Source organism: Olsenella sp. KH1P3, from assembly GCF_900167315.1.
GTDB lineage: Bacteria > Actinomycetota > Coriobacteriia > Coriobacteriales > Atopobiaceae > Olsenella_J > Olsenella_J umbonata_A.
Window position 1 is genome coordinate 179,543 of sequence record NZ_FUWQ01000002.1, and the last position, 22,910, is coordinate 202,452.

Sequence of the window (22,910 nt, forward strand, 5' to 3'; positions counted from 1 at the left end):
GCAGCCCTCGTGGCCCTCGTCGTGGTGGTGGCCGCAGCCGCAGCCCTCGATCTCTTCAGCCATTTACTTGGCCCTCCTCTTCATCTGGTTTGCGCCCTCGCCAGGCATGATTCGGCGAGCATCGTAGACGGATGGTACACGACTGACGGTCGCAAGCAAGGTGCCAAGCAACGAAGCATCGGAAATGGCCACGAGGAAGCGGAGGCGCGCCATGCCCATGGAGGAGGTTTGCGTGGCCGCCGAGAGGATGTTGGCGCCAGCGTCTCCAATCGCAATGGTAACGTCCTTCAGCAGGCCCATGCGGTCCGTCGCCTCGACGACGATCTCGACCTGAAACTCCGTCGCGCCGGTCGTGTCCCACTCGACGGCGATCATGCGCTCTGGATGTGCCATGAGCCCCTTGCAGTTGGGGCAGTTGGCTCGATGGACCGAGACACCTCGGCCACGTGTGATAAACCCGACGATGTCGTCTCCGGCCACCGGGTTGCAGCAGTGCGCGAGGTGAACCAGAAGGTCCGGATCACCCTTGACCACGACGCCGCAGTTGTTGCGGCGGCGCTTGCCGGAAGCGATCTTCCTCGCGTTGCTGACCAGGGGCATGTCCTCGCTCATGGCACGCTCGTGCTCGGCGGCCTTGGCGGCCGCGCGCTCGCGGGCGGCGATGCGCTCGGGAGAGTTCTTCTCGAGCTCGGCCTCGACCTTGTTGGCCACCTGCTTGGCCGAGATCTTGTTCGTGCCGACCGCGGCGAACAGGTCGTCGACGCGAACGTAGTCGAGCTGGTGCATTACCTCGTCGAGCGCCTTGGTAGTACGCTGCGTGGAGATGCCGTAGCCGCGCTTCCTGAGCTCGTGAGCGACGTCGCTCCTGCCCTGCTCGGCATCGTCGCTCTTGGAGACCGCGGTGAAGTACTTGCGAATCTTCGCCTTTGCCGAGGGCGTCGCGACAATGTTCAGCCAGTCGCGGCTGGGCTTGGCGTTTTTGTTCGTCAGAATCTCAACGCGGTCGCCACTTTGGAGCCTGTTGGTCAGGGGGGCAACGGCACCGTTGACCTTGGCACCGACGCAGTGGTTGCCCACCTCGGTGTGAACCGCGTACGCGAAGTCGAGAGGTGTCGAGTCTCGCCTGAGGCTCATCACTTCTCCCTTGGGCGTGAACACGAAGATCTCGTCCTCGAACAAGTCGACGCGCAGGCTGTTGAGGTACTCGTGCGGATCGCCCATCTCGTCGTCAGTCGCCCAGTCCAGGCTTCGCCTGATCCAGTTGATCTGGCTGTCGATGTCCCTGTCGTCGGCCGACATGTTGCCGCTCGAGTTGCCGGCCTTCTTGTAGAGCCAGTGGGCGGCGATACCATATTCGGCCTGTTCGTGCATGTCGTACGTGCGGATCTGGATCTCGATGGGACGTGCGTCGGAGCCAATGACCGTCGTATGGAGCGACTGGTAGCCATTGGGCTTCGGCATGGCGATGTAGTCCTTGAAGCGTCCGGGCAGCGGGTGCCAGAGCGCGTGGACGGCACCCAGCGTCGAGTAGCAGTCGCCGACCGTGCCGGTAAGAACGCGAAGGGCAATCAGGTCGTAGATGTCAGAGAACTCCTTGCCCTTTCTGGTCATCTTCTGATAGATGGACCAGAGGTGCTTCGGGCGGCCGGTGATCTGGTAGCCCGAGAGTCCCACGCGCTTGAGCTCGTTGTCGATTATCTTGATGGCCTCGGAGGTGTTCCGCTCGCGCTGTGCACGAGAGTCTTGCACCATGCGGGCGATTCTCTCGTACTCGTCAGGCTCGAGATAGAAGAAAGCCAGGTCCTCGAGCTCCCACTTGATCGAGCTGATGCCCAGTCGGTCGGCAAGCGGCGCGTAGACGTCCATGGTCTCGCGAGCCTTGAACTTGCGGCGCTCTGCGGGAAGTGCCGCGAGCGTCCTCATGTTGTGCAGACGGTCAGCGAGCTTGATGATGACGACGCGGATATCCTTCGACATCGCCAGGAACATCTTCCTGAGGTTGAGAGCCTGCTTCTCGTCCATTGAGTTGACCTCGATGGACGTCAGCTTTGTGACGCCGTCGACGAGCTCTGACACGGTGGCACCAAAGCGATCGGTCAGGTCATCGAGCGTCGCGTCGGTATCCTCGACCGTATCGTGGAGAAGGGCGGCGCAGATGGGGTCCGCATCCATGTGCAGGTCCTTTGCCAGAATGAACGCGACCTCCACGGGATGGTTGATGTACGGCTCGCCCGAACGCCTCTTCTGGTCACGATGGCAGTTGGCCGCGAACTCATAGGCGTCCACGACCTTCTGGACCGACTCCCCGTCCAAGTATTCAGAGCAGGCGACCTGAAGCACGCGCCAGTTGTCGGCCTGCGGAATGCAACGTCGTCGAGAAGGGCCCTTCTCCGTTGCTGACTCGCTCATAACATCCTCCTTAGCTCACCAATACGCCAAAGGCAGGCGTGATGGGCTTGTTGATCCTATCGAGGAGTTCCTCCCCACTACAGGAGAGTACCCAATCACGGAATTCGGAAAACTCATTTCTGGAACGCATACCCTCAAGATAGCGGATTGAATCCTCCAGCCTCATGCGGCCGGGCGCGTCCACCATATGAATGCGCCTGGCGCTGCCGTAGCCCGAGGTCCGCAGGAAGCCCAGCTCGCCGAAGACCGAGACGCCGCAAGAGACCGAGTGGTCGTCGAGCGAGCAGCGCGGGTTCGCCAAGACGGCACGCTGGGCGATGTCGGCGTTGGACATACCGAACGAGTCCGACCCGTCGGCCTCGCGCGCCTCGTCGGAAAGGGAGCGCAGGCAGCGGTAGAGGCACACGAGGTCGCTGCGATCAGGGGCCGAGGCGCCGATGATCCTCTCGTTGATGCGCGCGTCGCGCGCACCGAACAGGAGGTAGACGTCGGCAAGGCCACCGTCTCGACCGGCGCGCCCGCTCATCTGGTTGAACTCCACCGACCCGAAGGGCATGTGGTAGAGCATGACGTTCCTGATGTCGGGAAGGTTGACGCCCTCGCCGAAGGCGCTCGTGCTGACAATGCAGATCAGCTCGCCGCTTCGGAACGCCTCCTCGACGCGAGAGCGCTCCGTGCGAGTGAGCCCCGCGTTATAGAAGGCGATCCTGTGCGCCAGCTCGGGAATGTTGCGCCTGAGCATGCGCGCGAGCGAGACCGACTGCTCGCGCGAATTGACGTAGACGACGGTCTTCATGCCATGTGCGACGACGGAGACGAGCGCGGCCTCGCGGTCGCGGAGCTCGCGGTAGTCGCGCACGCGAAGGTTTTCTCGAACGCTCGCGTCAACGACCACGTCATCCTCGTCGATGGAGAGCAAGTTGCAGATCTCGTGCGCGACGGCGTCCTCGGCAGTTGCCGTGACCGCAAGCGCGACGGGATTGCCCAGAGTCGTCAGGACCTGAGGCAGCGAGAGGTAGGCGCTCCTGTTGCCGCCCTTTGCACCGCCGGCGTGATGGGCCTCGTCGACCACGAGGAACGAGATGCGGCCCGACTGGGCGAAGCGGTCCACGTGGATGCTGAGGAACTCAGGCGTGGTGAGAAGGACGTCCACCCCTCCCTCGGAGAGCTCTCGGAAGATGTCGTCCCTGTCCTGCTGGGAGGTCTCGCCGGTAAGCACGCGCACACTCATGCCAAGCTTGCCGAACGATTCGGAGAGGTGGAAGGCCTGATCCGAGACGAGGGCGCGCAGCGGGTACACGAACACGCTCGCACGGTGCTTGAGTATGGCCTCGCGGGCCGCATGGATGTGAAAGACGAGGGACTTGCCCCTGCCCGTCGCCATGACGCAGAGCGTCGACCTGCCCCGCGCAAGTCGGTCGACGGCCGCCTGTTGCGCGGGAAGCAGCGAGTGCTCACCAATCATCTGGCCGCGCAGCTCGTCGGTAAGCTCAGAGAGGCTCATGTGCGAGAGGCGCTCGCGTTCCCTGTTCGCGACGCCCTCGGGCGAGTCCTCTTCGGGCTCGCCCGACACCTTGGTCACCTCGATGTTCACGCCAAGCGAGCGCTTGTCGCCCTCGCCGCCGGTGACCTCGACGACCCTTGCCTGGTATGCGACTCCGGCATCCATGGCGGGGGCGAGTGACGCGGCAATCTGCCTGCGCAGATAGCCAATCTGCGCTCCGGACGCGCAGACGCGCACAGCGTTGGGGTCCGCCTCGTTGTCCGCATCACGCTCGACGCCGAGCTCATCTCCCTCGGAGAGCGACTCCACGACCGCCTGACGGCCCTCGAAGCTAACCCCGACGACCTTTGTCATGAAGCGGTCGGCCTGCGCGATGTCGGCGTAGGCGTCGCGCGAGATGATTGACTCGGCGCGGTCGAAGAGCTCGTCGGCGAGCGTGGCAGAGCTCTTCTCCCCCTCGCTGGCAGGGACGGACGTCACGCGGTCCTCGTCGCGGTAGATGATGTCCTTCACCATGAGCTTCGGCTTGGTCTTTCCCTGCCAGGTCTCGCTGACCGGCTCAAACACGACGTCGACGACGCTCTCGCAGCCAACGGCACGCTCGATGTCCGGCGCGCGGAACATGATGGCCGGGACGCTGCTGAAGCCATCTGTTGCCACGAACCTGAAGTGGTTGCCGTTGGCGCCGACGCTCGCGCGGTTGCGCATGGTCACGCCGCAGACCGCGAAGAGGGGCTTCTTGTTGCCCTGACCAAACGGCTGGAGGACCTCGAGCGAGTCGATGCCCGCAACCGTCATCTCATCCAAGCCGACCACAGCCGTGACCTCGCCGCAGTCCTCGAAATCCTCGGCAGGAAGCTGTGCCATGACCGCGCCCAGGCGACGCCTGAACTCGTCGAGCTTATCGGCCTCGCAGGTTACGCCAACGGCACCCGAGTGTCCACCGAAGCGGACCAAGAGGTCGGAGCATTGCTCGACGGCCCTGAAGAGGTCGACGGAGCCCACGGACCTGCCCGAGCCGCGCGCAACGCCGTCCTTTACGGAAAAGACGATGGACGGCACGTGGTAGCGGTTGGTGATGCGGCTCGCGACGATGCCCTTGACGCCCTCGTGCCAGCCCTCTCCCGCGACGACGATCACGCGGCTGCCGTCATAGATCCGCTGCACCTGCTCCATAGCTGCATCGGTCAGCGCCGACTCGGTATCACGACGTTCGTGGTTCGTCTCCTCAAGGCTGGCCGCAAGTATGGCGGCCTGGGCATGGTCATCGGCGATGAGAAGGTCAAACGCCGTGTCCGTGGAACCCATCCTGCCCGCGGCGTTTAGCCTGGGGACGAGGGAGAAGGGAAGCTCGTCTGCACTTATGGACGATATGTCGACACCCGCCGTGGCGGCGAGCGCGAGCAGGCCGGGCCTTCTGGTGTGTCGCATGCTGGCAATGCCGTCGCACACCAGGGCGCGGTTCTCCCCCGTCAGAAGCATCATGTCTGAGACGGTTCCGAGCGTGGCAACCTCGGTGTAGTCGCGCCACAGTTCGGGTCTGCCCTTCCTTCGGCCCAGCTCGTGGACCATCTTGAGCGCGACGCCAGCGCCTGCGAGCTCCCTCGAGACGCAGCCGGGCTCGAGTTTGGGGTCGGTTACCGGCACGCCTTCGGGGACGAGCTCGGCTGGCTCGTGGTGGTCGGTCACCACGACGTCTATGCCGTGCTCGCGAAGCCACGCAACCTCGCCCCTCGCGGCGATACCGTTGTCGACGGTGATGATCAGCTCGGGGTCGCAACCCTCGATGACGCGCGAGAGCGCCTCGAGCGAAAGGCCGTAGCCCTCACCGAAGCGATGCGGTATGAAGGGGTAGACATCGCCGCCCAGCTCGCGCAGGGCAAGCGTGAGAAGGCAGGTCGCAGACATGCCGTCCACGTCAAAGTCGCCGAAGACCGCGATACGCTGTCCCTGGTCAAGCGCACTCTCGACGCGATCGCAGGCCTCGCCCATGCCCGGTATCACCAAGGGGTCGGCCCAGTCCCTCTCGAGAGAGGGGGTCAGGAACCTGCGGGCCTCGTCCACGGACGTGATGCCACGGGCGGCCATCGTCCTCGCCACGATGGCCGAAACCCCGCACTCGCGCTGGAGGACCTTCTCCGCCTCGGGATCCTGCGGAAGCAGCTCCCAGCGCCTGCTTGTTTCAATTCCCGTCAATCCTACTCAGCGCCCTTTCCGGCCGCGACCGGCTTGGGCGCCTTGGGGGCGTACTTTTCCTCCAGGCGAGCCCACTTCTTCTCGCGAGTCTTCCAGATGGCGAGGAGCGGACTGGCGACGGCGAAGCTCGAGTAGGAACCAAGGAGCTCGCCGACGAGCATGGCGAAAGCGAAGTCCTTGAGGGTTGCGCCACCGAGCAAGAGCATGCAGATGACGGGCACCACCGTGGTGATGGTGGTATTGATGGTACGAACGATTACCTCGTTGATTGAGAAGTTGCAAATTTCGTAGTACGTGTGGTGGACGCCGTCCTTGAGGTTCTTGGCGTTCTCGTCGGTGCGGTTGAACTCAACGACGGTGTCGTAGAGTGAGTAGCCCATGATGGTCAGGAGCGCCGCGACGACGTTAGGGGTGATCGCGGTCTGGGACCAGGCATACACGCCAAGCGTGACGATGAGGTCGTGGAGAAGGGCGATGACCGCCGTGATGGACATCTTGAACTCATAGCGAATGGACACGTACGCGATGATGAGCAGGATGGCGACGCCAAAGGCCGTAGCCGAAGAACGCGTGACGTCGGCGCCCCAGTCCGGACCGATGGTGGTCACGGTGTAGTGGTCCTCGTTCAGCCCGAGGGACTCGGCGGCGGCCTGAGCGTGCTGGTTGGACGTGGTGGGGTCAGTCGTCGTCGTGCGGACGAGGAAGCCGTTGGCTCCGTCGCTCACGGTGGTCTGGACGGTGGGATCACTCTCGCCAGTCGCAACGAGCGCATCGCGCATCTGCTCGATGGTCACAGAGCCGGTATCGGTGAAGTCGATCTCGGTGCCGCCCTGAAACTCGATGCCAAACACGAGGCCACGCGTAAGGAGTCCAACGATGGCAAGAATGACCAGGGTCGCGGATACGGAGAGAAGCTTCCTCCTGTGCTTCATAAAGGGAATCTCATGAGCGAAGTGGCTACGCATGGGCGACACCTCCCTTCACGGCACGCTCGCTTGCGACAGCCTCGGCCTCCTTCAGATCCTGGTCGACGCCCCAGAACATGGGGTGGCGGGAAATGGGACCAAGGGCCAGCAGGCGAAGGGCCGGCGCCTTGAAGCAGAACATGGTAACGACGTCGCACACGATGCCGAGGGCCAGCGTGAGGCCAAAGCCCTTGACCGAACCGACGGCGACGAAAAAGAGCGCGAGGGCCGTCACCAGCTGCACCGCGTCGGCGTCAAGCGACGTCGTAATGCCATGGCGAGCGCCGGAGACCGACGCGTTCTTGACCGAGCGACCCATGCGGATCTCCTCGCGGAACCTCTCTAGAACAAGGATCGACGAGTCAGCGGCGGAGCCCGTAGTCAAAACGACGCCGGCAAGCCCCGGAAGGGTGAGCGCGAACGCGCCGAAGTGGGACAGCAAGGCAAGCAGCCCGAGGTACAGGATGCCGAACACTGCCAGGGAGCCCATGGTGAGCAGGCCGAGGCCGCGATAGAAGAAGAAAAGGAACACGACAACGATGGCAACGCCGATGGCGATGGCGAAGACGCCCTGGTTAAGCGAGTCCTGTCCCAGGGTTGGTCCGACAACGCGACTCTCGGAGTACGTGAGGGTAACCGGAAGCGAGCCGGAGTCGAGGACGGTCTTGAGGCTCTGGGCCTTCTCGAGCGTAAAGTTGCCCGTGATCGAAACCTCGCCGCCCGTAATCTCGGACTGGACGGAGGGAGCGGAGCTCACGACGCCGTCGAGGACGATTGCGATCTGGCCCTTGGTAGGAGCGAGCTCCTTGGTGACGTCGGCGAAGATCTTGGACCCCTCGTCATCGAGGGTGACGTTGACGGAATAGGCGCCAGTCGCAGAGTTGCTCGCCTGCGAGACGGTGACGCGAGAGATATGCGAGCCGTCCATGAAGGAGGTGTAAGTTCCCTCCTTCAACTTTACGTCAGTGGTGCCCGCAGAAATCTTGGCAAGCGCATCGGCGTCGCCGATCTCGTCCAGGCGGACGAACTCGAGCAGACCAGTCTGGCCGATGGTCTGGATGGCCTGGTCCGCATTGGTCGCGCCGGGAATCTGAATCAAGATGGAGTCGGTTCCCTGCTGCTGGACCGTGGTCTCGGAGGCGCCGAGGGAGTTGACGCGGTTCTGGACGATAGCCGTGGCCGTCGCCATGTCCTCACCGGTCGGCTGGGAACCGTCGGTCTTGCTAGCCTTCATGATGACCGACACGCCACCCTGGATGTCCAGGCCCTGCGTGATCTTCTGGCCGATGGGAGTGAAGCCGAAGACGCAGACCGCACAGGTAACCACAAGGATGACCAGCGTGGCCGCCCACCTGCGGGCCGTGGGGTTCAGGCGGGAGCCGCCAGTTCGCTTCCCACCATTCTTGAAACTCGACTTCTTGGGACGCTTCGATGCGTCCGCGGACGAACCCTCAGTGGCACTCCAGCTTGCGAGGCCGCTCTTGGGCTCCGAGGACCGTTTGTCTCGTGCCATGTATGCACCTTCTGTATGGGGAGCCAGGGGCTCCGGCTGATAATCAAGGGCACATTATAGAACACTTTGCGGACATAAAATGCCGCCTACCAGCACACACAGGCCGAACGTGGCTCATCATTGGTCCTACGTCCCACGCATAGCGCAAGCCCGCCGGCGCACCCTAGTAGTCACCTGCGGCCGGCGAGCCCATCCAGTCGCTCAAGAAGGCTCCGTAGCGTCCCTCGATGATCGCCTGACGGGCACGGCGCATGAGGTCGAGAAGGTAGTAGACGTTGTGCAGCGAGAGGAGTATGGAACCGACCATCTCCCTCTGCTTGACGAGGTGGTGGATGTAGGCGCGCGTGTAGCCGCCGGTGCAGACGGGGCAGCCGCACTCGGGGTCGATGGGGCGGTGATCGCGCTTGTGGCAGGCATTCTTGAAGTTAAGGCGCCCCTCGCTCGAGAAGGCCGTTCCCATGCGCGCGGTCCTGGTGGGAAGCACGCAGTCGAACATGTCGACTCCGCAGGACACGCCACGCACCAGAGTCGTGGGGTTGCCGACCCCCATGAGGTAGCGCGGCTTGCCCTCGGGCATGTACTCGCTCGCCAGCGGCGCAAGAGTCTCGAACATGGTCTCGTGGTCTTCTCCCACGGAGTAGCCGCCGATGCCGTAGCCCGGGAAGTCGCCCATGCTCTCGAGCCTCTCGAGCGAGCGCAGGCGAAGGTCAAGGTGCATGCCGCCCTGGACGATGCCGAAGAGCGCCTGGTCCTCTCGGGTGTGGGCCTTGCAGCAGCGCTCGGCCCACATGCTCGACAGGTCGACCGCACGCTCCACAAATGAGCGAGGCGAGGGGTAGCCCGGGCACTGGTCGAGCTGCATGACGATGTCGGCGCCGAGCTTCTGGGCGATGTCCATGTTGGTCTCGGGCGTCCAGTGAACGTAGGTCCCGTCGTAGTCGACGGTCCTGAAGGTGACGCCGTCGTCGGTGAGCTTCGTGAAGTCGCCGTGGCTGAACACCTGGAACCCGCCGGAGTCAGTCAGGATGGGACCGTGCCACTGCATGAAGTCGTGAAGGCCGCCCATCTCGGCGACAAGGTCGGCACCCGGCCTGTTGGCAAGGTGGTAGGTGTTGGCCAGAAGGATCTTGGTCCCGAGCTCCTCGAGCTGTCTGGGAAGGATGCCCTTGACCGTTGCCTTGGTCCCGACGGGCATGAAGATGGGCGTGGGAACGTCGCCGTGCGGCGTGTGGAGCACGCCGGCACGCGCATGCGTGGTCGGGTCTTCTGCAACTATGTCGTAGGTAAACCACAGGTCGCGGGGGTTCTTGTACTCGCTCATCTTTCGTACTCCTGACTGCAAGGCGCGCCGGCACAAGGGGGCGCGGTGGTTGTGGGCGGGGCTAGAGGTCGTGCTCGTCAAGCCATGCGTTGAGCCATTGGGCGACGCCGTCGTCGGACACGGCGGGACAGACGTCGTCAGCCTGAGCCTTGACCTGCTTGTCCGCGTTTCCCATGGCGACGAAGCACCCGATCGCCGAGGTAAGGGGAAGGTCGTTGGCACCGTCGCCGAAAGCGACCATGCGTTCCTTCCCCACCCCAAGGTGACGGCCCAGCCAAGCCGCGCCGCTTCCCTTGTCGACGCCGGACGTCGTGATCTCGAGCTCGCGGGCATTCATGCGGGCGACCTCGGCGAGGCCCGACTCCAGCAGAATTCGTTGTGCCTCGTCGGCCCGCCCTGACGAGGAGAACGAGCAGCCGAGCTTGTCCACGCGCTTAGCGCGCGACACCACGCGGCGGATGGAGAGCACGTCCCTGAAGCCCGTCCCCGTAAGGCCGGAGAGCACGAACCGCAGGAACACCATGAGAGACACACCCGAAGAGCGCATGTCTCCCGAGGAGATCGCGCCAAGCATGTAGCTGTGGTTGCGGAACTCGGCGTAGCCGCGGTCGTTCACGAAGGCGTTCCAGCCCGGTTGCAGATGGGCGACGAGCCCCATGATCTTGAGCGCGAGCTCGGGGGTCATGCCTTGCGAGAAGATCCTGCGCCCACTGCCGTCGCTCACGGCCGACCCATTGGTGCAGACGTAGTAGTCCATCGCCCCGAGCCTGCGAATGACGCGCGGCACCATGCGATAGGGCCGTCCGCTCGAAACGGCCAAGGCGATTCCTGCGTTGTGGCAGCGGAGAAGTGCATCCTGCACGGGTCGCGAGACCATCGACGAGCCGCGCAGGACGGTTCCGTCGAGGTCAAGCAAAACAAGCCCGATGCCGTCGGGGCATCGGGCTTGCGAAGTCACTTCTTGAGAGTGAGGTGCCAAATGGCCTACTCGGAGAAGAGGTTGGCGTCGCCGTCCTGGATGGTGAGGAGAGCGTTGAGGGCGTCCTGCTCATCGGGACCGTCACAGGAAATCTCGACCTTGGAACCGGTGCCGAGGCCGGCAGCAAGGATCATCATAATCGACTTGGCGTTGACGGGAGCGGTGCCCTTGTCGACGTCCTTGATGGTGACAGCGGACTGGTACTCCTTGGCAACCTGAACGAACTGGGAAGCCGGACGAGCGTGAAGACCGGTTGCGCTGACGATGGTCACTTGCTTCGAAACCATGGTGCACTCCTTTGATTTAACTAGGGGGTAACCCCCTCGCCACATGCATTGTGGTGCCATTCTAACAAACAATCGAGGAAATTGAGCCAAAGCCACCATTTTTATGAGAAGCATCTCACCGAACATATATGGATTGTTGCCAGAGGGTCCTTCCTTTGGGGCAAAATAGACAAGGTAGACTGTAGGTTTTTGCAGCATCATCGCGGCATATACGCATCCTCAGGAGGAATCAGCATGAGCGATAGCCAAGAGAGCAGCGAGCCCCTCGTGGACGAGGACTTCGCGACCCCCGAGGAGATTGCGACTGCCCAGGAAGAGAACGTAGAGGAACTTGAGGCCCTGCCGGTCATCTCAGCAAAGGACGGCACGACCACGCCCAGACGCATGCAGACGGGGGCACTTGACTCGCTCAAGAGCGGCTTGGACGCCGTCGCGGCGGTTCGTGCCGCCGCAAAGCAGCATTCGGACGCCCGTGCGCAGGCAAAGCAGCTCAAGAAGGAGCTCGATAAGAGCAAGGAAACCCTTGCCCACCGACTTGACGTTGACAGGAACTACGACAAAATCCTTGCCGAGCAGAAGGCCGTAATCCAGAAGGGCAACGAGGGCATCGCCCGCGCAGAGGCTGCCATCGAGGAGCTCGAGACCAAGAAGTCCGAGCTCGACGCCACGCTCGCGCAGAAGAAGGCCGACGACGAGGCGGCAATCCGCCCCTATCGCGAACTCATGGAGTCCACCAAGGGCCGCTCCGATGACGCCGCCCGAGCGCTCGCGGAGATTCGTCGCGCGGTCAAGACCGCAGACCAACAGGTGGCAGACACGGCCAAGCGCCGCGAGCAGCGCATCGCCGCCGCGAACCGCGCCGTGGACAACGCACAGGATCGCCTGCGCAAGGTGGAGAGCGACCTTAACTCTCTCAAGGGATCGAGCACCGCGTCTCCCAACGCACTCTCGAAGATGCAGAGCGAGCTCGTCGCCGAGCGCGCACACCTGGACGCGGCACGCGAGGACGTCGGCCGCGTGACCGCCGAGTGCCAGCAGCTCGTGGACAACGCCCAGACGCACCTCTGGACGCAAAAGCAGTCCCTCGAGACCGCAGAGCGCGCTGCCGACGACGCCAAGCGCGAGGCCGATGGCCGTCGCGAGGAGTACGAGAGCCTCTACAACAAGGCCATGGGCGGGCAGAAGGAGATCGAGGCCCGGATCGCCGAAGTCGAGAAGGACATCGATGCCCGGCAGACGGAGCGCGCCGAGCAGGCCCAGGTGGTCTTTGACGCCCAGGCCCTCGTCGACGAGGCAGACGACATCCACTCCACCCCCGAGGTGACCAAGAACCTTCAGGACGCAATAGCCACCGGGAAGGTCGAGCTCGAGAAGCGCCAGCGCGAGGTCGACGCCCTCGCCGCCGAGGAGCGACAGCTGCGTGAGTCCACGCGCGCCCAGCGCTTCCTCTTCATCGGCGTGGCCGCCGTTGCCATCGTGATCATCGTTTTGATCGTCTCCTTCTTCGCGCTTCCACACTAGTCTGGGAGAGCAGTGCAAGAGACACGAACGGACCCGTCGCGAAGTCGATCGCGGCGGGTCCTGAGTTATTGTCGGACCGTTTGGAAGAGGCAGGCCCCCAGGCGCAATCCCCTAGACGATGAGCATTGCGTCTCCAAACGAGAAGAACCTGTAGCGCTTCTCGATCGCGGCCTGGTACGCGGCCATGATCTGCTCGCGCGTGGCGAACGCGGAGACAAGCATCATCAGGGTCGAGCGCGGGACGTGAAAGTTGGTGATCATCGCGTCGACGACGTGGAAGGTGGAGCCAGGCATGAGGTAGAGGCTGGTCTTGGCATCACGCCTCTCGACAATGTCCCCCCTGCCCAGGCTGTCGGCGGAGTCGTCCCTGCCCTCGAAGCGTCGCGCGACGCAGGGGCTCTCCCAGGCGACAGCCTCGGGGTCAAAGGCGCTCTCAAGCGAGCGCACGGAGGTCGTGCCCACCGCGACGACGCGGTGACCCGCTGCCTTCGTGGCATGCACGGCATCAACCACGTCCTGGTTCACGTGGTAGCGCTCTGTGTGCATCACGTGCTGCGTGGGGTCGTCCTCCTCCACGAGGCGGAAGGTGTCGATGCCCACCTCGAGCTCCACGGTCTTGAACTGAATGCCCTTCTCCTCCAGGCGCTCGATGAGCTCTGGTGTGAAGTGGAGGCCGGCGGTCGGCGCGGCGGCCGAGTGCTCCTCGTCCATCGCGTAGACGGTCTGGTACTTCTCGGGATCGCCCTCGTAGTCGGTGATGTAGGGAGGCAGAGGCACACGTCCGGCCTCGTGAATCGCCTCGTCGAGCTCCATGCCGTCGGCCGGAGTGAAGCGCACCAGGCGACCGCCGCGGTTGTCGTCGACGTAGTCGATAACCTCAGCAGTGAGGCAGACCGGCGCGCTCATGGGGGCGTGGGCCCCACCGGGGCGATACTCAATGACGGCGCCCTGCTTGAGGCGCTTCCCGGGCTTCACGAGGCACTCCCAGACGTGACCGAGGGCATCGATGTCCTCGCGGCGCTTGAGCAGCAGCGTCTCTGCGACGCCGCCCGTGCCCTTCTTGTGACCCATGAGGCGCGCAGGCATGACGCGGGTCTTGTTGGCAACCAGCAGGTCGCCGGGTTCGAGATAGTCGATGATGTCGAAGAAGTGCTTGTGCTCGACCGATCCGTCCTCGCGGTGGAGCACGAGCATATTGCAGGCGTCGCGCGGCTCGGCAGGCGCCTGGGCGATCAGCTCCTCGGGGAGCGTGTAGTCAAAGTCATCGGTGCGCATGGTGGACATGAACCTCTCCTCTTACCACGCTTTGTCTGTATCCAGCGCACGATTGTAGGACAAGAGCAGCAATGCTCGCCCCGTGTCGCAGAGAGGTCAGAAAAGGAGCAAGCTCCAGGCGCCGCAACCCGCTATCCGGGAAGGAAGTCTGGGCGAGGCGGCACCTCGCGTCCCTCGCTCCGGGCCCGCTTTGCGGCCTTGCGCCAGTCGCGGGCCAGATGCCGCTCGACCGCAGCCTCGGCTGCCGAGAAGCGGCATCCGCAGTAGTTCTGCCTATACATGCCCAATTCACGGGAGTCCGTGACGGACTCAGGATAATGAGGGCGGAAGTCGCGCCAGACGGGAGTGAGCCCCCATGCACGCGCAAGCCCCACAAGGGCGTCCTCGCATGCGTCGAAGAGCTGGTAGGGCGAGACGGCAAGGGTCGTAGAGACGTACTCAAAGCCTCGCTCGCGCGCAACGCGGCAGCCCTCCGCGAGGCGCAGGGCATAGCAGGCCTTGCAGCGACGCTTGCGGTCGAAGCACGCCGGGGCGACGAGTCGCTCCCACCCGTCGCGGTCGTCACCGGCAACGATGACCTCGACGTGGGCGACGTCGGCGGCCCACGCCTTCAGCACCTCGAGTCGGCGGTCGTGCTCCTCAAGAGGCTGGATGTTGGGGTTCGTCCAGCATATGGTCGGCTCGAAGCCCTCCTCGCGCAGGTACTTTACCGGCTCAAGAGAGCAGGGTCCGCAGCACGCGTGCAAGAGCAGAGGCACGCGGCCGGCAGCTTCGGCCGGAGCCTGTCCCAAGGGAACGTCGGGCCATGGCGAAGAGCCACTCATGGCACCTCCACCGCCTCGCGTACGACCGAATAGGCGTCGATAAGGCGGTCGAGGCTCCATGCCGCATTGGCCGGACTCGTTGAGGGCAGCTTGGTCGCAGACACGCCCAGCTCGGGCTCGATGAGGCGCCGGTACAGACGGTGCGACGTCGCACCGGTGCAGAAGATCTTCCTGATGGGAGCATGGGAGAGAACGCGCCCTCGAAGGTCGTTGGGCACGGGGTCGCTGATGGAGGCGTCAGAGGCGCCCTCGATGACGCAGCTCTCCAGGACGTCGTCCAGGGCAATCTGGTGCCGGCGGCAGAAGGAGCGCCTCTCGACGTCGCTGGCCGGGACCTTCTCGCCCCAGAGCGCCGCCATGACGCGCCAAAAACGGTTCTGGGGATTTCCGTAGTGAAAGCCCCTCTCGCGGGACTTCGGACTCGGCATGGTTCCCAGAATCAGCACGCGGCTTCCCTCGTCGAAGACGGGGGCGAGCGGAGAAGAGATGCGCTCGGCCACGCTACTCACCCTCGAGCACGGGCTCGTAGAACTCCTGCATGTCGTCGAGGCGGAGCATGAGCAACTGTCCGAAGCCGGAGCCACCCGCGGCTCCGCAGTCGATATCGATTCTGTCGGCGACGTCGCCGGTCGCGGAGCAGGCACCAACCTCGACCATGCGGCACAGGCCATCCTCGCCTACCGGACGACGGTTCGGACGATCGGCCATGCCCTCGAGGTAGGCGGTCGGCGTGTGACCGGCGACGACCACGGGACCCTCCCCGCTCATGTCAAGCAGGTCGGTGGGAACGCCCCAAAAGTCGTCGCGGATCCAGAGCAGGTCCTCGGGAGCCTGCGCCTCGAGCATGGCCATGAGGTCGTCCTCGCTCCAGCCCGCGGCGCGCGGCTCGAGAGCACGGTCGAAGGGAACGTGGGGCCTGATGCCGGCGTGAGTCATGACGTAGGGCCGTGAGCCGACGAACTCGTACGCAAAGAGAGGCAGCTCGCCGATCCAGTTGAGAAGGTCGATGCACTCGTGCTCGGGAAGCGTGGCCAGACCGTCGCGCGTCGTTTCTCCCCCGTTGCCCTGCCAGTTGATGAGATTGAGAGGATCGTCGGGAACCTCGAGGTAGTTGAGCATGAGGTCCTCGTGGTTGCCCATGAGGACGCAGCCGCCGTGCTCCGTGAGATTGCGACACAGCCTGAGCACGCCGACGGGATCGGGGCCGCGGTCGATCATGTCGCCCAGCATGTAGACATGGTCCTCGTCTGCAGGGGCAACGCGATTCAGCAGCCTGTCCAAGGTTGCTGCGTGCCCATGAACATCCGAGAAAACGTATGTCGCCATGCGGGACCTTCCCTTTCGAGCGGCACCATCGCCGCGTCTGCCTAAGTCTAGCGCCTATTGCGCCTTCGCGCACGGACGCGACGCTCGCGGAGCTTCCAAGGCGCGGTCGCGCCCACTTCGATAACGCGCGCCTGCGTCCGCGCCCCGGGCGCGGACGCACGTCGGATCTGGCGGATCAGGTCGGACATGGTGGCGTCGAAGCGGCCCTTCTTGAGCCGGCATTCCCAGATGACCAGTACCGTCCAGCCGTCCTGGGCCAGAAGCAGCCGGTCGCGCTCGTCACGCGAGACGTTGCGCTCGAACTTGGCCACCCAGAAGTCGACGTTGGACTTGGGCAGTGCGAGGTTGCAGTGGGGGCAGCGATGCCAGAAGCAACCGTTCACGAAGATGGCGATCTTGCGACCGGGAAAGCAGATGTCGGGCTTGCCTGGCGCCTTCTTCCAATGGAGGCGGTAACCGGTAAGGCCGGCGGCGCGCAGCGCGGCACGCACCTTGAGCTCGGGCTTGGTGTTCTTGCTCTTGTTCGCCTGCATCACGTGGCGCGTGGCCAGACTCACCATCGACCTAGCCTCGCATCTGCGGCTTGGGCTCCTCGGGAGCGTCGAGGTCGTTCATTGAGGTGGGTTGTCCGCTGAAGTTGAGGTTGTGCGTAAGGCGCTCGGCGTCCGCAAGGTCGAAGCTCGGCACGAAGAAGCGGTTCACGGCCTCGAACACCTGGTCGAGGGCTTCCTCGTACAAATCCCAGAAGCTGTCGGTCAAGACCTCCCCGGTGAACGGATTCTCCCAGGGACGATGCTCGTCGTTTCCGAAATCCGAGACGCTTTCCGCGCGGTCGCGATGGGCCATCGCGCGGTAGAGCGAGTAGCGCTTGTGGCCGAAGGCCTTCTCGACGGGCGCGAGGATGCGCGCCTTCGCGAGGCTCGGAGTATAGAACAGACGCTGGACTCGCCTAAACGACTTGACCGCACGCGTGTAGCAATCAAGGTCAAGCGTACAGCTGTAGGTCCAGAGACCCATATAGAAGTAAAGCTTGTCGATCGTGGCGAGCACCTCGTCGCTTCCGCAGAGCACCTCGCGGTATGGGCGATACGTGCGCACGGTCTGGTGGCACTTCATGTAGAGCACCATCTCGTCGATGTCACGCTCGATCTCGGCGTGGACCTCGCTGCCGTCGCGGCGGTCAAGGCCGTCGACACCGGCGTCGCAGATTCCGTACTCGCTCGAGAACACGAGCGGGTGCACGGAGCGGTCAAGCAGGTAGTGACAGAGGAATCCCGCCGCATACGCCTCGCCGACCTTGCGCTCCGAGCTTCCAAGCATCGAGAGCGCGTCACGCAGGGCGCAGATCAGACGGGCGGGCCGCACGTGATGCATGACGTTGCCGATCCGGTTCTGCTCCCCCACGCGCGGGTCCGCGACGAGGTAGAACAGCGGGTCAGGCCCCTGGTTGCCCAGAAGGAAGGCATCGCGTTCCTCGGGCGTGCTCAAGAGCAGCTGGGCCGACACCCCGGAATAGGCATCCCTGCCGAAGAAGTCATGGGTCATGATGGCGGGCATGAATCGCTCCTTTTACCGCTTCGTTTTGCCCTACCGAGTATGGCAGATGGTCGCGGCGACGGAGTCCCTCAATCGCAAGGGCGTGAAGACGCAGAGGAGAAGTGCCTTCTCCAAAAAATGACAGTTGACGTATCAACACGCTCCAGCATACTTTTCGCTTGCGTTGCTATTGCACGATGAGGCCGGAGGGAAACTATCATCGTCTCTGGCTGCCCGCGCCCCACGGAAGGCGGGCCTTCACTTCTGGAGAGGAACACTATGGCAAAACAGCGTATGAGCAAGGCCGAGAAGAGCTGGATCATGTACGACGTGGGAAACTCGGCCCTCGTACTTCTTGCGACCAGCATCATTCCCATCTACTTCAAGTCACTGGCTGACGGCCCCGCCCTGGTGGCGTGGAGCTACGGAGAGACCATCGCCTCTTTGGTGGTCGCGCTTCTCATGCCCGTCCTCGGCTCCATCGCCGACATGCGCGGCATGAAGAAGAAGTTCATCGTCGGCACCGTGGCCACCGGAGTGGTCGCGACGGTAGCGCTGGGCCTCCCCACCGAGCCGATTGCGTTTCTGGTCATCTACATTGTCTCGTCGGTGATGCTCAACAGCTCCATGGTCTTTTACGACGCGCTGCTGGTCGACGCGACGAGCGACGAGCGAATGGACGAGATCTCGAGCCAGGGCTATGCCTGGGGCTACATCGGAAGCGTGGTGCCCTTCGTCGTGTGCCTCGCGGTCGTCCTGATGAGGGACAGCCTCGGCCTCGCACTTCAGACCGCAATGCAGATCGCCTTCGTCATCACCGCGGCATGGTGGGTTGGCTTCACGATTCCCATGCTCAGGAACGTCGAGCAGACGCACTACAAGCCCCTGCAGGAGCGCGCCGTCGCCAAGGCCGTCGGCGGTATCGGCTCCACGCTCAAGCGCATCTGGGCCGACAGGCAGCTGCGATTCTTCATCCTCTCGTACTTCTTCTACATCGACGGCGTGCACACCATCATCAAGCTCTCGACCAGCTACGGGTCGGACCTGGGAATCGATGGCACGCAGCTCGTGCTCGCCCTTCTCGTCACGCAGTTTGTCGCCTTCCCCTCCGCAATCGCCTACGGCAAGCTGGGAACCAGGCTGGGGACCAAGACCATGCTGCAGGTAGGAATCGCAGGCTACACCTTCATCACGTTCTTCGCGGCGTTCTTCCTGCACACCGCTGCGGAGTTCTGGTTCCTCGCCATCATGGTCGGCCTGTTCCAGGGCGGCATCCAGGCACTGTCGCGCTCCGAGTTCGGAAAGCTCTGCCCAAAGGACCACGCGAACGAGTACTTCGGCTTCTTCGACATCTTCGGCAAGTACGCGGCCATCATGGGCACCTTCATCGTGGGTACCATGACGGCGCTCACAGGCAACGGATCGCTCGGCGTCGCCTCGCTCGCCGTCCTCTTCGCAATCGGCTTCGTGTTCATGGCACGCGTACCAGGCGCAAAGCAGGAGGCCTAACCGCGACCGGAGGCAGACGAAGTCGCTCAATCGAACGCCAGGGCGCCGCACGGCTCAGCCGGCGGCGCCCCTCTTTGTAGGCCCCAGGGCCAATAGTCCCCAAACGAGCAGGTCGCTCACAAGCCTACCCGCGCGGCTTGCGCCTCCCGCCGTCCTTGCGAGCCTTGCGGGCATCTCGGCGCTGCCCCAGGCCAAGGTAGAACAGGGCCACGCCCGCAAGGAGGCCCACCACGAGCACGAACATGCTTGGCAAGGTCTCCAGCTGTCCGGTGACGTACACCCTGACGCTGGCGAGGGTCACGAGCACGCCGCACAGCATGTTCAAGAGGTAATGCGTCCTGGGCGCAGGCGCCACGGACTCGTCGCCCAGCTGGGCGCCTCCCCTTGCATCCTTGTTGCCGCGCTTCATGAACGCAGGCACTTCTCCCCAGGAAACCGCCCGTGCGATCTGGAGCAGGGCCTGTCCCACGGCGTCCTCGTCGCAGCTGCCGATGTGGTAGCGCGCGGCCGCACGAACGCGCTCGTTCGCGTTGGAGACCGACACCGAGTTGGGGAAGACTTGGAGCATCGCAAGGTCGTTGTCGGAATCGCCGAACACGACGACCTCATCGGGCGAGATCCCCAAAAGCTCGCAGAGCTGGCGAGCGCCGACAGCCTTGCTGAACCCGCTGGGAACGACGTCGAACATGCGGGTGCCGGGCGAGAGGAAGTCGAACTCCGGGCATGCCGCACGCGCCTTGCGCGCCACCTCGTCGACGTCGACGCCCTCGCTTCCCTCCTCGAAGTGAAGGGCAAGCGTGACGAGCTCCGCCTGGGGCAGGTCCGCGCGAAGCTCTCCCATGCGGCTTGCGCCCCAGTGGCAGCGGGCAAGCTGGTCTGCCGTGATGCCCAGCACGAAGCCTGTGCCCTCGACGTCACGACCCGCGACGTAGCAGCCGGGATACTGCGCGATGAGCTCGGCAAGACGGAGGGTCGCGGCGCGGTCCATGGTCGTGACGCGGACGAGGCGCCCGTCCAGGTACACCTTCTTGCCATTCGACAGCAGGGCCGTCTGGACGCACGAAAGGTCACCCGAGAACGAATCGAGGATGGAAGCATAGTCCCTACCGCTGGCGGGGCCAAAGAGGACCCCCGCCTGAAGAAGCTCGTGGATCTCCTCCATCGTCCTTTTGGGGACAACGTAACTGCCGTGGGGCAGAAGGGTGCGATCCATGTCACTCAGAACTAGCTTTATCAAGGCAGGCTCCTCTTGCCGATTGAAGTGTCCTTGGCACATTATCCCAGCGCAGGGCTGTCGCGGGCGATACCATACAGACTCTGCGCAAACCGTCTTCCCCGGGTGGAGGCAAGTTGGTCAAGCATCCTCGCAGTCGCGCCCGAGCACGGACAGGTCGACTATCGACGAGAGCGCGATGCTCTCCCCCGCGATCAGAACCTCGCCCCTCGCCTGGTCAAGGGAGCTGAAGCTTCCCAATGTTCGCCGTGAGTATCCATCGGAGAAGTGCGCAACGACAACCTCGTCGCCCCGCGAGAGCGACGCCAGCTCACGCGATATCTCGTCACAGCGCTCCTCCATGAGCTCAGGCGCGTCTGAGGCCATGACCTTGTGCTCGCGGCGCTCGAGCTCCTCCCGAAAGCCCTTGAGGGCGTCGAACGGGATGAAGATCTTGGCGCGCTCGGACATCGACATGTGGGGCCGCGCCACGACCCTGCGCCTAGAGTCATACTCCACTGCGGTGGCCTCCAATCTGGCCGTTGCGCTCCACCTGCGTTGCCTCAGGGAGAAGATCCATGCCCTTGAGCAGCGCGTTCTTCCCAAACTTGTGCTTGACGGCGCTGATGGCCTCCTGCCTCCTCCGCTCGCGCGCAAGTCCCTCGGCGTCGTCGAAGAGCCCCAGCTGCTGGCCCCGCCCCTCCGGACGGGCGTCGTTTGCCGTGACCGTAAGCCTGGCGACGGTCCGATCCCTGAGGGCGACCTGCCCATAGAGCCGGCAGACGCCGCGAAGCATGGTCGCGCGCGAGTTGGTGGGCACGTCAAAGCGGACGGTGCCGCCCTGCATGAACTGCCCCCAACGCGACCGGACGCCGTGCTCGCCGGCTCGGCCGGGAAGCGATTGCTCCATCAGGGCCTGGCGCTCCTCAGCCGACAGGCGATAGCCGACGGACAAGGATAGCGAGCCCGCAACGAGCCGCTGCTCGACGAGCTGCAGGGCGAGCTCGTCGGTCATCTCCTTGGTGACGAGCAGACCCCCGGCATAGTCCTTTCCGCAGCCAAGGACCTGGCCGTTGGTGAGGGACTTGCTGCGTGAGCGATACGCCTTGATGTCCGCAATGGTGACTGGTTCCCGGCCCCAGGCATGGTCAATCAGGATCTCTGCGTCGACGCCGAAGAGGTGGTAGATGGGATCCTGCGGATGAACGGCGAGCTGGCCCATGGTATGGATGCCCAGCCCCGCAAGTCGCCTTGCGGTGCCGGGGCCCACGCGCCAGAAGTCGGTTATCGGAGTATGGGACCAAAGGGTTTCTCGGTAGGACTGCTCGTCCAGGATGCCGAAGAAGTCGGGGCTGTGCTTTGCGGTTATGTCGAGCGCCACCTTGGCAAGGTACAGGTTCGTGCCCAGGCCGCACGTCGCGGGGATGCCCGTGGTGGCCACGACGTCCGCACGTATGCGCTCGCCCAGCTCGCGCGCTGAGCATCCGTAGAGCGTGAGGTATCCGGTCACGTCCAGGAAGGCCTCGTCGATTGAATAGACGTGGATGTCGTCGGGCGAGACGTACTTGAGGTAGACCTCGTAGATGTCGGCGGAGACCTCAATGTAGCGGACCATGCGCGGGGGCGCGACGATGTAGTCGAGCCCGGACGGAATCTCGAAGAGGCGACAGCGGTTCCGGACCCCCTTTGCCTTGAGGGATGGTGAAACGGCAAGGCAGATGGTCTTGCTGGTGCGCGACGCGTCGGCCACCACGAGGTCGGTCGTCATGGGGTCGAGGTCCCGCTCCACACACTCGACCGAGGCGTAGAAGCTCTTGAGGTCGATCACAAGGTACTGTCGCGCACTGCCCATACTCCCCCCGCAGGCCTAGCGCATGTAGACGATCTTGTCCTTGCATGTCTCGGCCGCTTCCTCGCCGAGAATGCGACGGACAAGGGCAAGGCCCAGCTCGACGCAGGTCCCGAGACCCTGGCTCGTGATGAGGTTGCCGTCCTCCACGACGGGGTCTTGGCTCACGATGGCGCCGTTCTGGGCGAGAACGTCCTGGAAGTTTGGATTGCTCGTAGCATTCCTGCCGTCGAGAAGACCAAGCTTTGCCAGCACCGAGGGTGCGGCGCAGACCGCGGCGACATCACGGCCGGCAGCCGCGTGCGCACGCACGGCGTCGCAGAGCTCCTGGGACTCCCCAAGGTTGGTGGTCCCGGGCATGCCGCCGGGCAGGAACAGCACGTCGTAGTCGTCGTACGAGAAGTCGTCGTCCGACGTCGCGCGGTCGCAGACCACGGTGACGTCGTGGCTCGAGACGACGGCAAGGTTGTCGCCAAGCGCGACCTTGTCGCAGGGGATGCCAGAGCGATACAGGAGGTCGCACACGACGAGCGCTTCGCACTCCTCGAGCCCGTTCGCGAAGAAGGCCGCAACGCGCTTGTCAGTTGCCTGTTTGAACATGATTCACTCCCGCCACTTGAAGCGCCGTCAGAGGTCGACGCGCTCGTACGATAGAAATTAGAACAATTGTACGACAGTTTTTC

19 protein-coding genes are annotated in these 22,910 nt (G+C 63.9%); 2 read left to right on the plus strand and 17 right to left on the minus strand.

Annotated elements, in window-relative coordinates:
- Positions 1 to 63: 63 nt before the first annotated feature.
- The 7 genes from B5D13_RS03230 to B5D13_RS03260 form a co-directional block, all read right to left on the minus strand.
- Entirely contained in the window at positions 64 to 2,409 is a 2,346-nt protein-coding gene (locus B5D13_RS03230; protein ID WP_078686900.1) for a RelA/SpoT family protein, read from the minus strand.
- 10 nt (positions 2,410 to 2,419) lie between these two features.
- Complete coding sequence (gene recJ / locus B5D13_RS03235; RefSeq protein WP_078686901.1) at positions 2,420 to 6,109, minus strand: single-stranded-DNA-specific exonuclease RecJ; 3,690 nt, start codon at positions 6,107 to 6,109, stop codon at positions 2,420 to 2,422.
- A gap of 2 nt (positions 6,110 to 6,111) precedes the next feature.
- Positions 6,112 to 7,074 (minus strand): protein translocase subunit SecF, encoded by a 963-nt coding sequence (gene secF, locus B5D13_RS03240; protein ID WP_078686902.1) that lies wholly within the window; start codon positions 7,072 to 7,074, stop codon positions 6,112 to 6,114.
- Positions 7,067 to 8,587: a protein translocase subunit SecD gene (gene secD, locus B5D13_RS03245; RefSeq protein WP_078686903.1), complete on the minus strand. Its 1,521-nt coding sequence runs from the start codon at positions 8,585 to 8,587 to the stop codon at positions 7,067 to 7,069. Before secD ends, secF begins: the two co-directional genes overlap by 8 nt.
- 163 nt (positions 8,588 to 8,750) lie before the next feature.
- Positions 8,751 to 9,908, minus strand: coding sequence for a tRNA guanosine(34) transglycosylase Tgt (tgt, locus tag B5D13_RS03250; protein WP_078686904.1), 1,158 nt, complete (start codon positions 9,906 to 9,908; stop codon positions 8,751 to 8,753).
- A 61-nt stretch (positions 9,909 to 9,969) separates the two neighbouring features.
- Entirely contained in the window at positions 9,970 to 10,824 is an 855-nt protein-coding gene (locus B5D13_RS03255) for an HAD family hydrolase (RefSeq protein ID WP_078686905.1), read from the minus strand.
- Between the two features lie 68 nt (positions 10,825 to 10,892).
- A complete protein-coding gene (locus B5D13_RS03260; RefSeq protein ID WP_078686906.1) occupies positions 10,893 to 11,174 on the minus strand; it encodes an HPr family phosphocarrier protein in 282 nt (93 codons plus the stop codon).
- A 234-nt stretch (positions 11,175 to 11,408) separates the two neighbouring features.
- Between B5D13_RS03260 and B5D13_RS03265 the strand changes: the two genes are divergently transcribed.
- Entirely contained in the window at positions 11,409 to 12,695 is a 1,287-nt protein-coding gene (locus B5D13_RS03265) for a coiled-coil domain-containing protein (protein WP_078686907.1), read from the plus strand.
- Positions 12,696 to 12,806: 111 nt separating this feature from the next.
- On the opposite strand, the gene queA is transcribed toward B5D13_RS03265, so the two are convergent.
- The 6 genes from queA to B5D13_RS03295 all read right to left on the minus strand — a co-directional run bounded on the left by queA (position 12,807) and on the right by B5D13_RS03295 (position 17,677).
- Positions 12,807 to 13,970 carry a tRNA preQ1(34) S-adenosylmethionine ribosyltransferase-isomerase QueA gene (gene queA / locus B5D13_RS03270; protein ID WP_078687163.1) on the minus strand — a complete coding sequence of 388 codons (1,164 nt, stop codon included), beginning with the start codon at positions 13,968 to 13,970 and terminating at the stop codon, positions 12,807 to 12,809.
- Between the two features lie 131 nt (positions 13,971 to 14,101).
- Positions 14,102 to 14,794 (minus strand): epoxyqueuosine reductase QueH, encoded by a 693-nt coding sequence (locus B5D13_RS03275; protein ID WP_078686908.1) that lies wholly within the window; start codon positions 14,792 to 14,794, stop codon positions 14,102 to 14,104.
- Entirely contained in the window at positions 14,791 to 15,294 is a 504-nt protein-coding gene (locus tag B5D13_RS03280) for a DNA-deoxyinosine glycosylase (protein ID WP_090991424.1), read from the minus strand. The genes B5D13_RS03275 and B5D13_RS03280 overlap by 4 nt, the downstream gene beginning before the upstream one ends.
- Before the next feature lies 1 nt (position 15,295).
- Positions 15,296 to 16,120 (minus strand): metallophosphoesterase family protein, encoded by an 825-nt coding sequence (locus B5D13_RS03285; protein ID WP_078686910.1) that lies wholly within the window; start codon positions 16,118 to 16,120, stop codon positions 15,296 to 15,298.
- A gap of 47 nt (positions 16,121 to 16,167) precedes the next feature.
- Positions 16,168 to 16,680: a very short patch repair endonuclease gene (locus B5D13_RS03290; protein ID WP_078686911.1), complete on the minus strand. Its 513-nt coding sequence runs from the start codon at positions 16,678 to 16,680 to the stop codon at positions 16,168 to 16,170.
- A 4-nt stretch (positions 16,681 to 16,684) separates the two neighbouring features.
- Positions 16,685 to 17,677, minus strand: coding sequence for a hypothetical protein (locus B5D13_RS03295; RefSeq protein ID WP_078686912.1), 993 nt, complete (start codon positions 17,675 to 17,677; stop codon positions 16,685 to 16,687).
- Positions 17,678 to 17,935: 258 nt separating this feature from the next.
- On the opposite strand from B5D13_RS03295, the gene B5D13_RS03300 reads away from it, so the two are divergent.
- A complete protein-coding gene (locus tag B5D13_RS03300) occupies positions 17,936 to 19,165 on the plus strand; it encodes an MFS transporter (RefSeq protein WP_078686913.1) in 1,230 nt (409 codons plus the stop codon).
- Between the two features lie 124 nt (positions 19,166 to 19,289).
- Here B5D13_RS03300 and B5D13_RS03305 read toward each other — a convergent pair whose 3' ends face one another.
- From B5D13_RS03305 to B5D13_RS08620, 4 genes are all read right to left on the minus strand, one after another.
- Positions 19,290 to 20,402 (minus strand): HAD family hydrolase, encoded by a 1,113-nt coding sequence (locus tag B5D13_RS03305; protein ID WP_159443977.1) that lies wholly within the window; start codon positions 20,400 to 20,402, stop codon positions 19,290 to 19,292.
- 117 nt (positions 20,403 to 20,519) lie between these two features.
- Positions 20,520 to 20,897 (minus strand): YolD-like family protein, encoded by a 378-nt coding sequence (locus B5D13_RS03310; protein WP_090991425.1) that lies wholly within the window; start codon positions 20,895 to 20,897, stop codon positions 20,520 to 20,522.
- Complete coding sequence (locus B5D13_RS03315; RefSeq protein ID WP_090991426.1) at positions 20,887 to 22,230, minus strand: Y-family DNA polymerase; 1,344 nt, start codon at positions 22,228 to 22,230, stop codon at positions 20,887 to 20,889. Before B5D13_RS03315 ends, B5D13_RS03310 begins: the two co-directional genes overlap by 11 nt.
- Positions 22,231 to 22,245: 15 nt before the next feature.
- On the minus strand, positions 22,246 to 22,827 hold the full coding sequence (locus B5D13_RS08620; RefSeq protein WP_090991427.1) for a DJ-1 family glyoxalase III: 582 nt from the start codon (positions 22,825 to 22,827) through the stop codon (positions 22,246 to 22,248).
- Positions 22,828 to 22,910 lie beyond the last annotated feature (83 nt).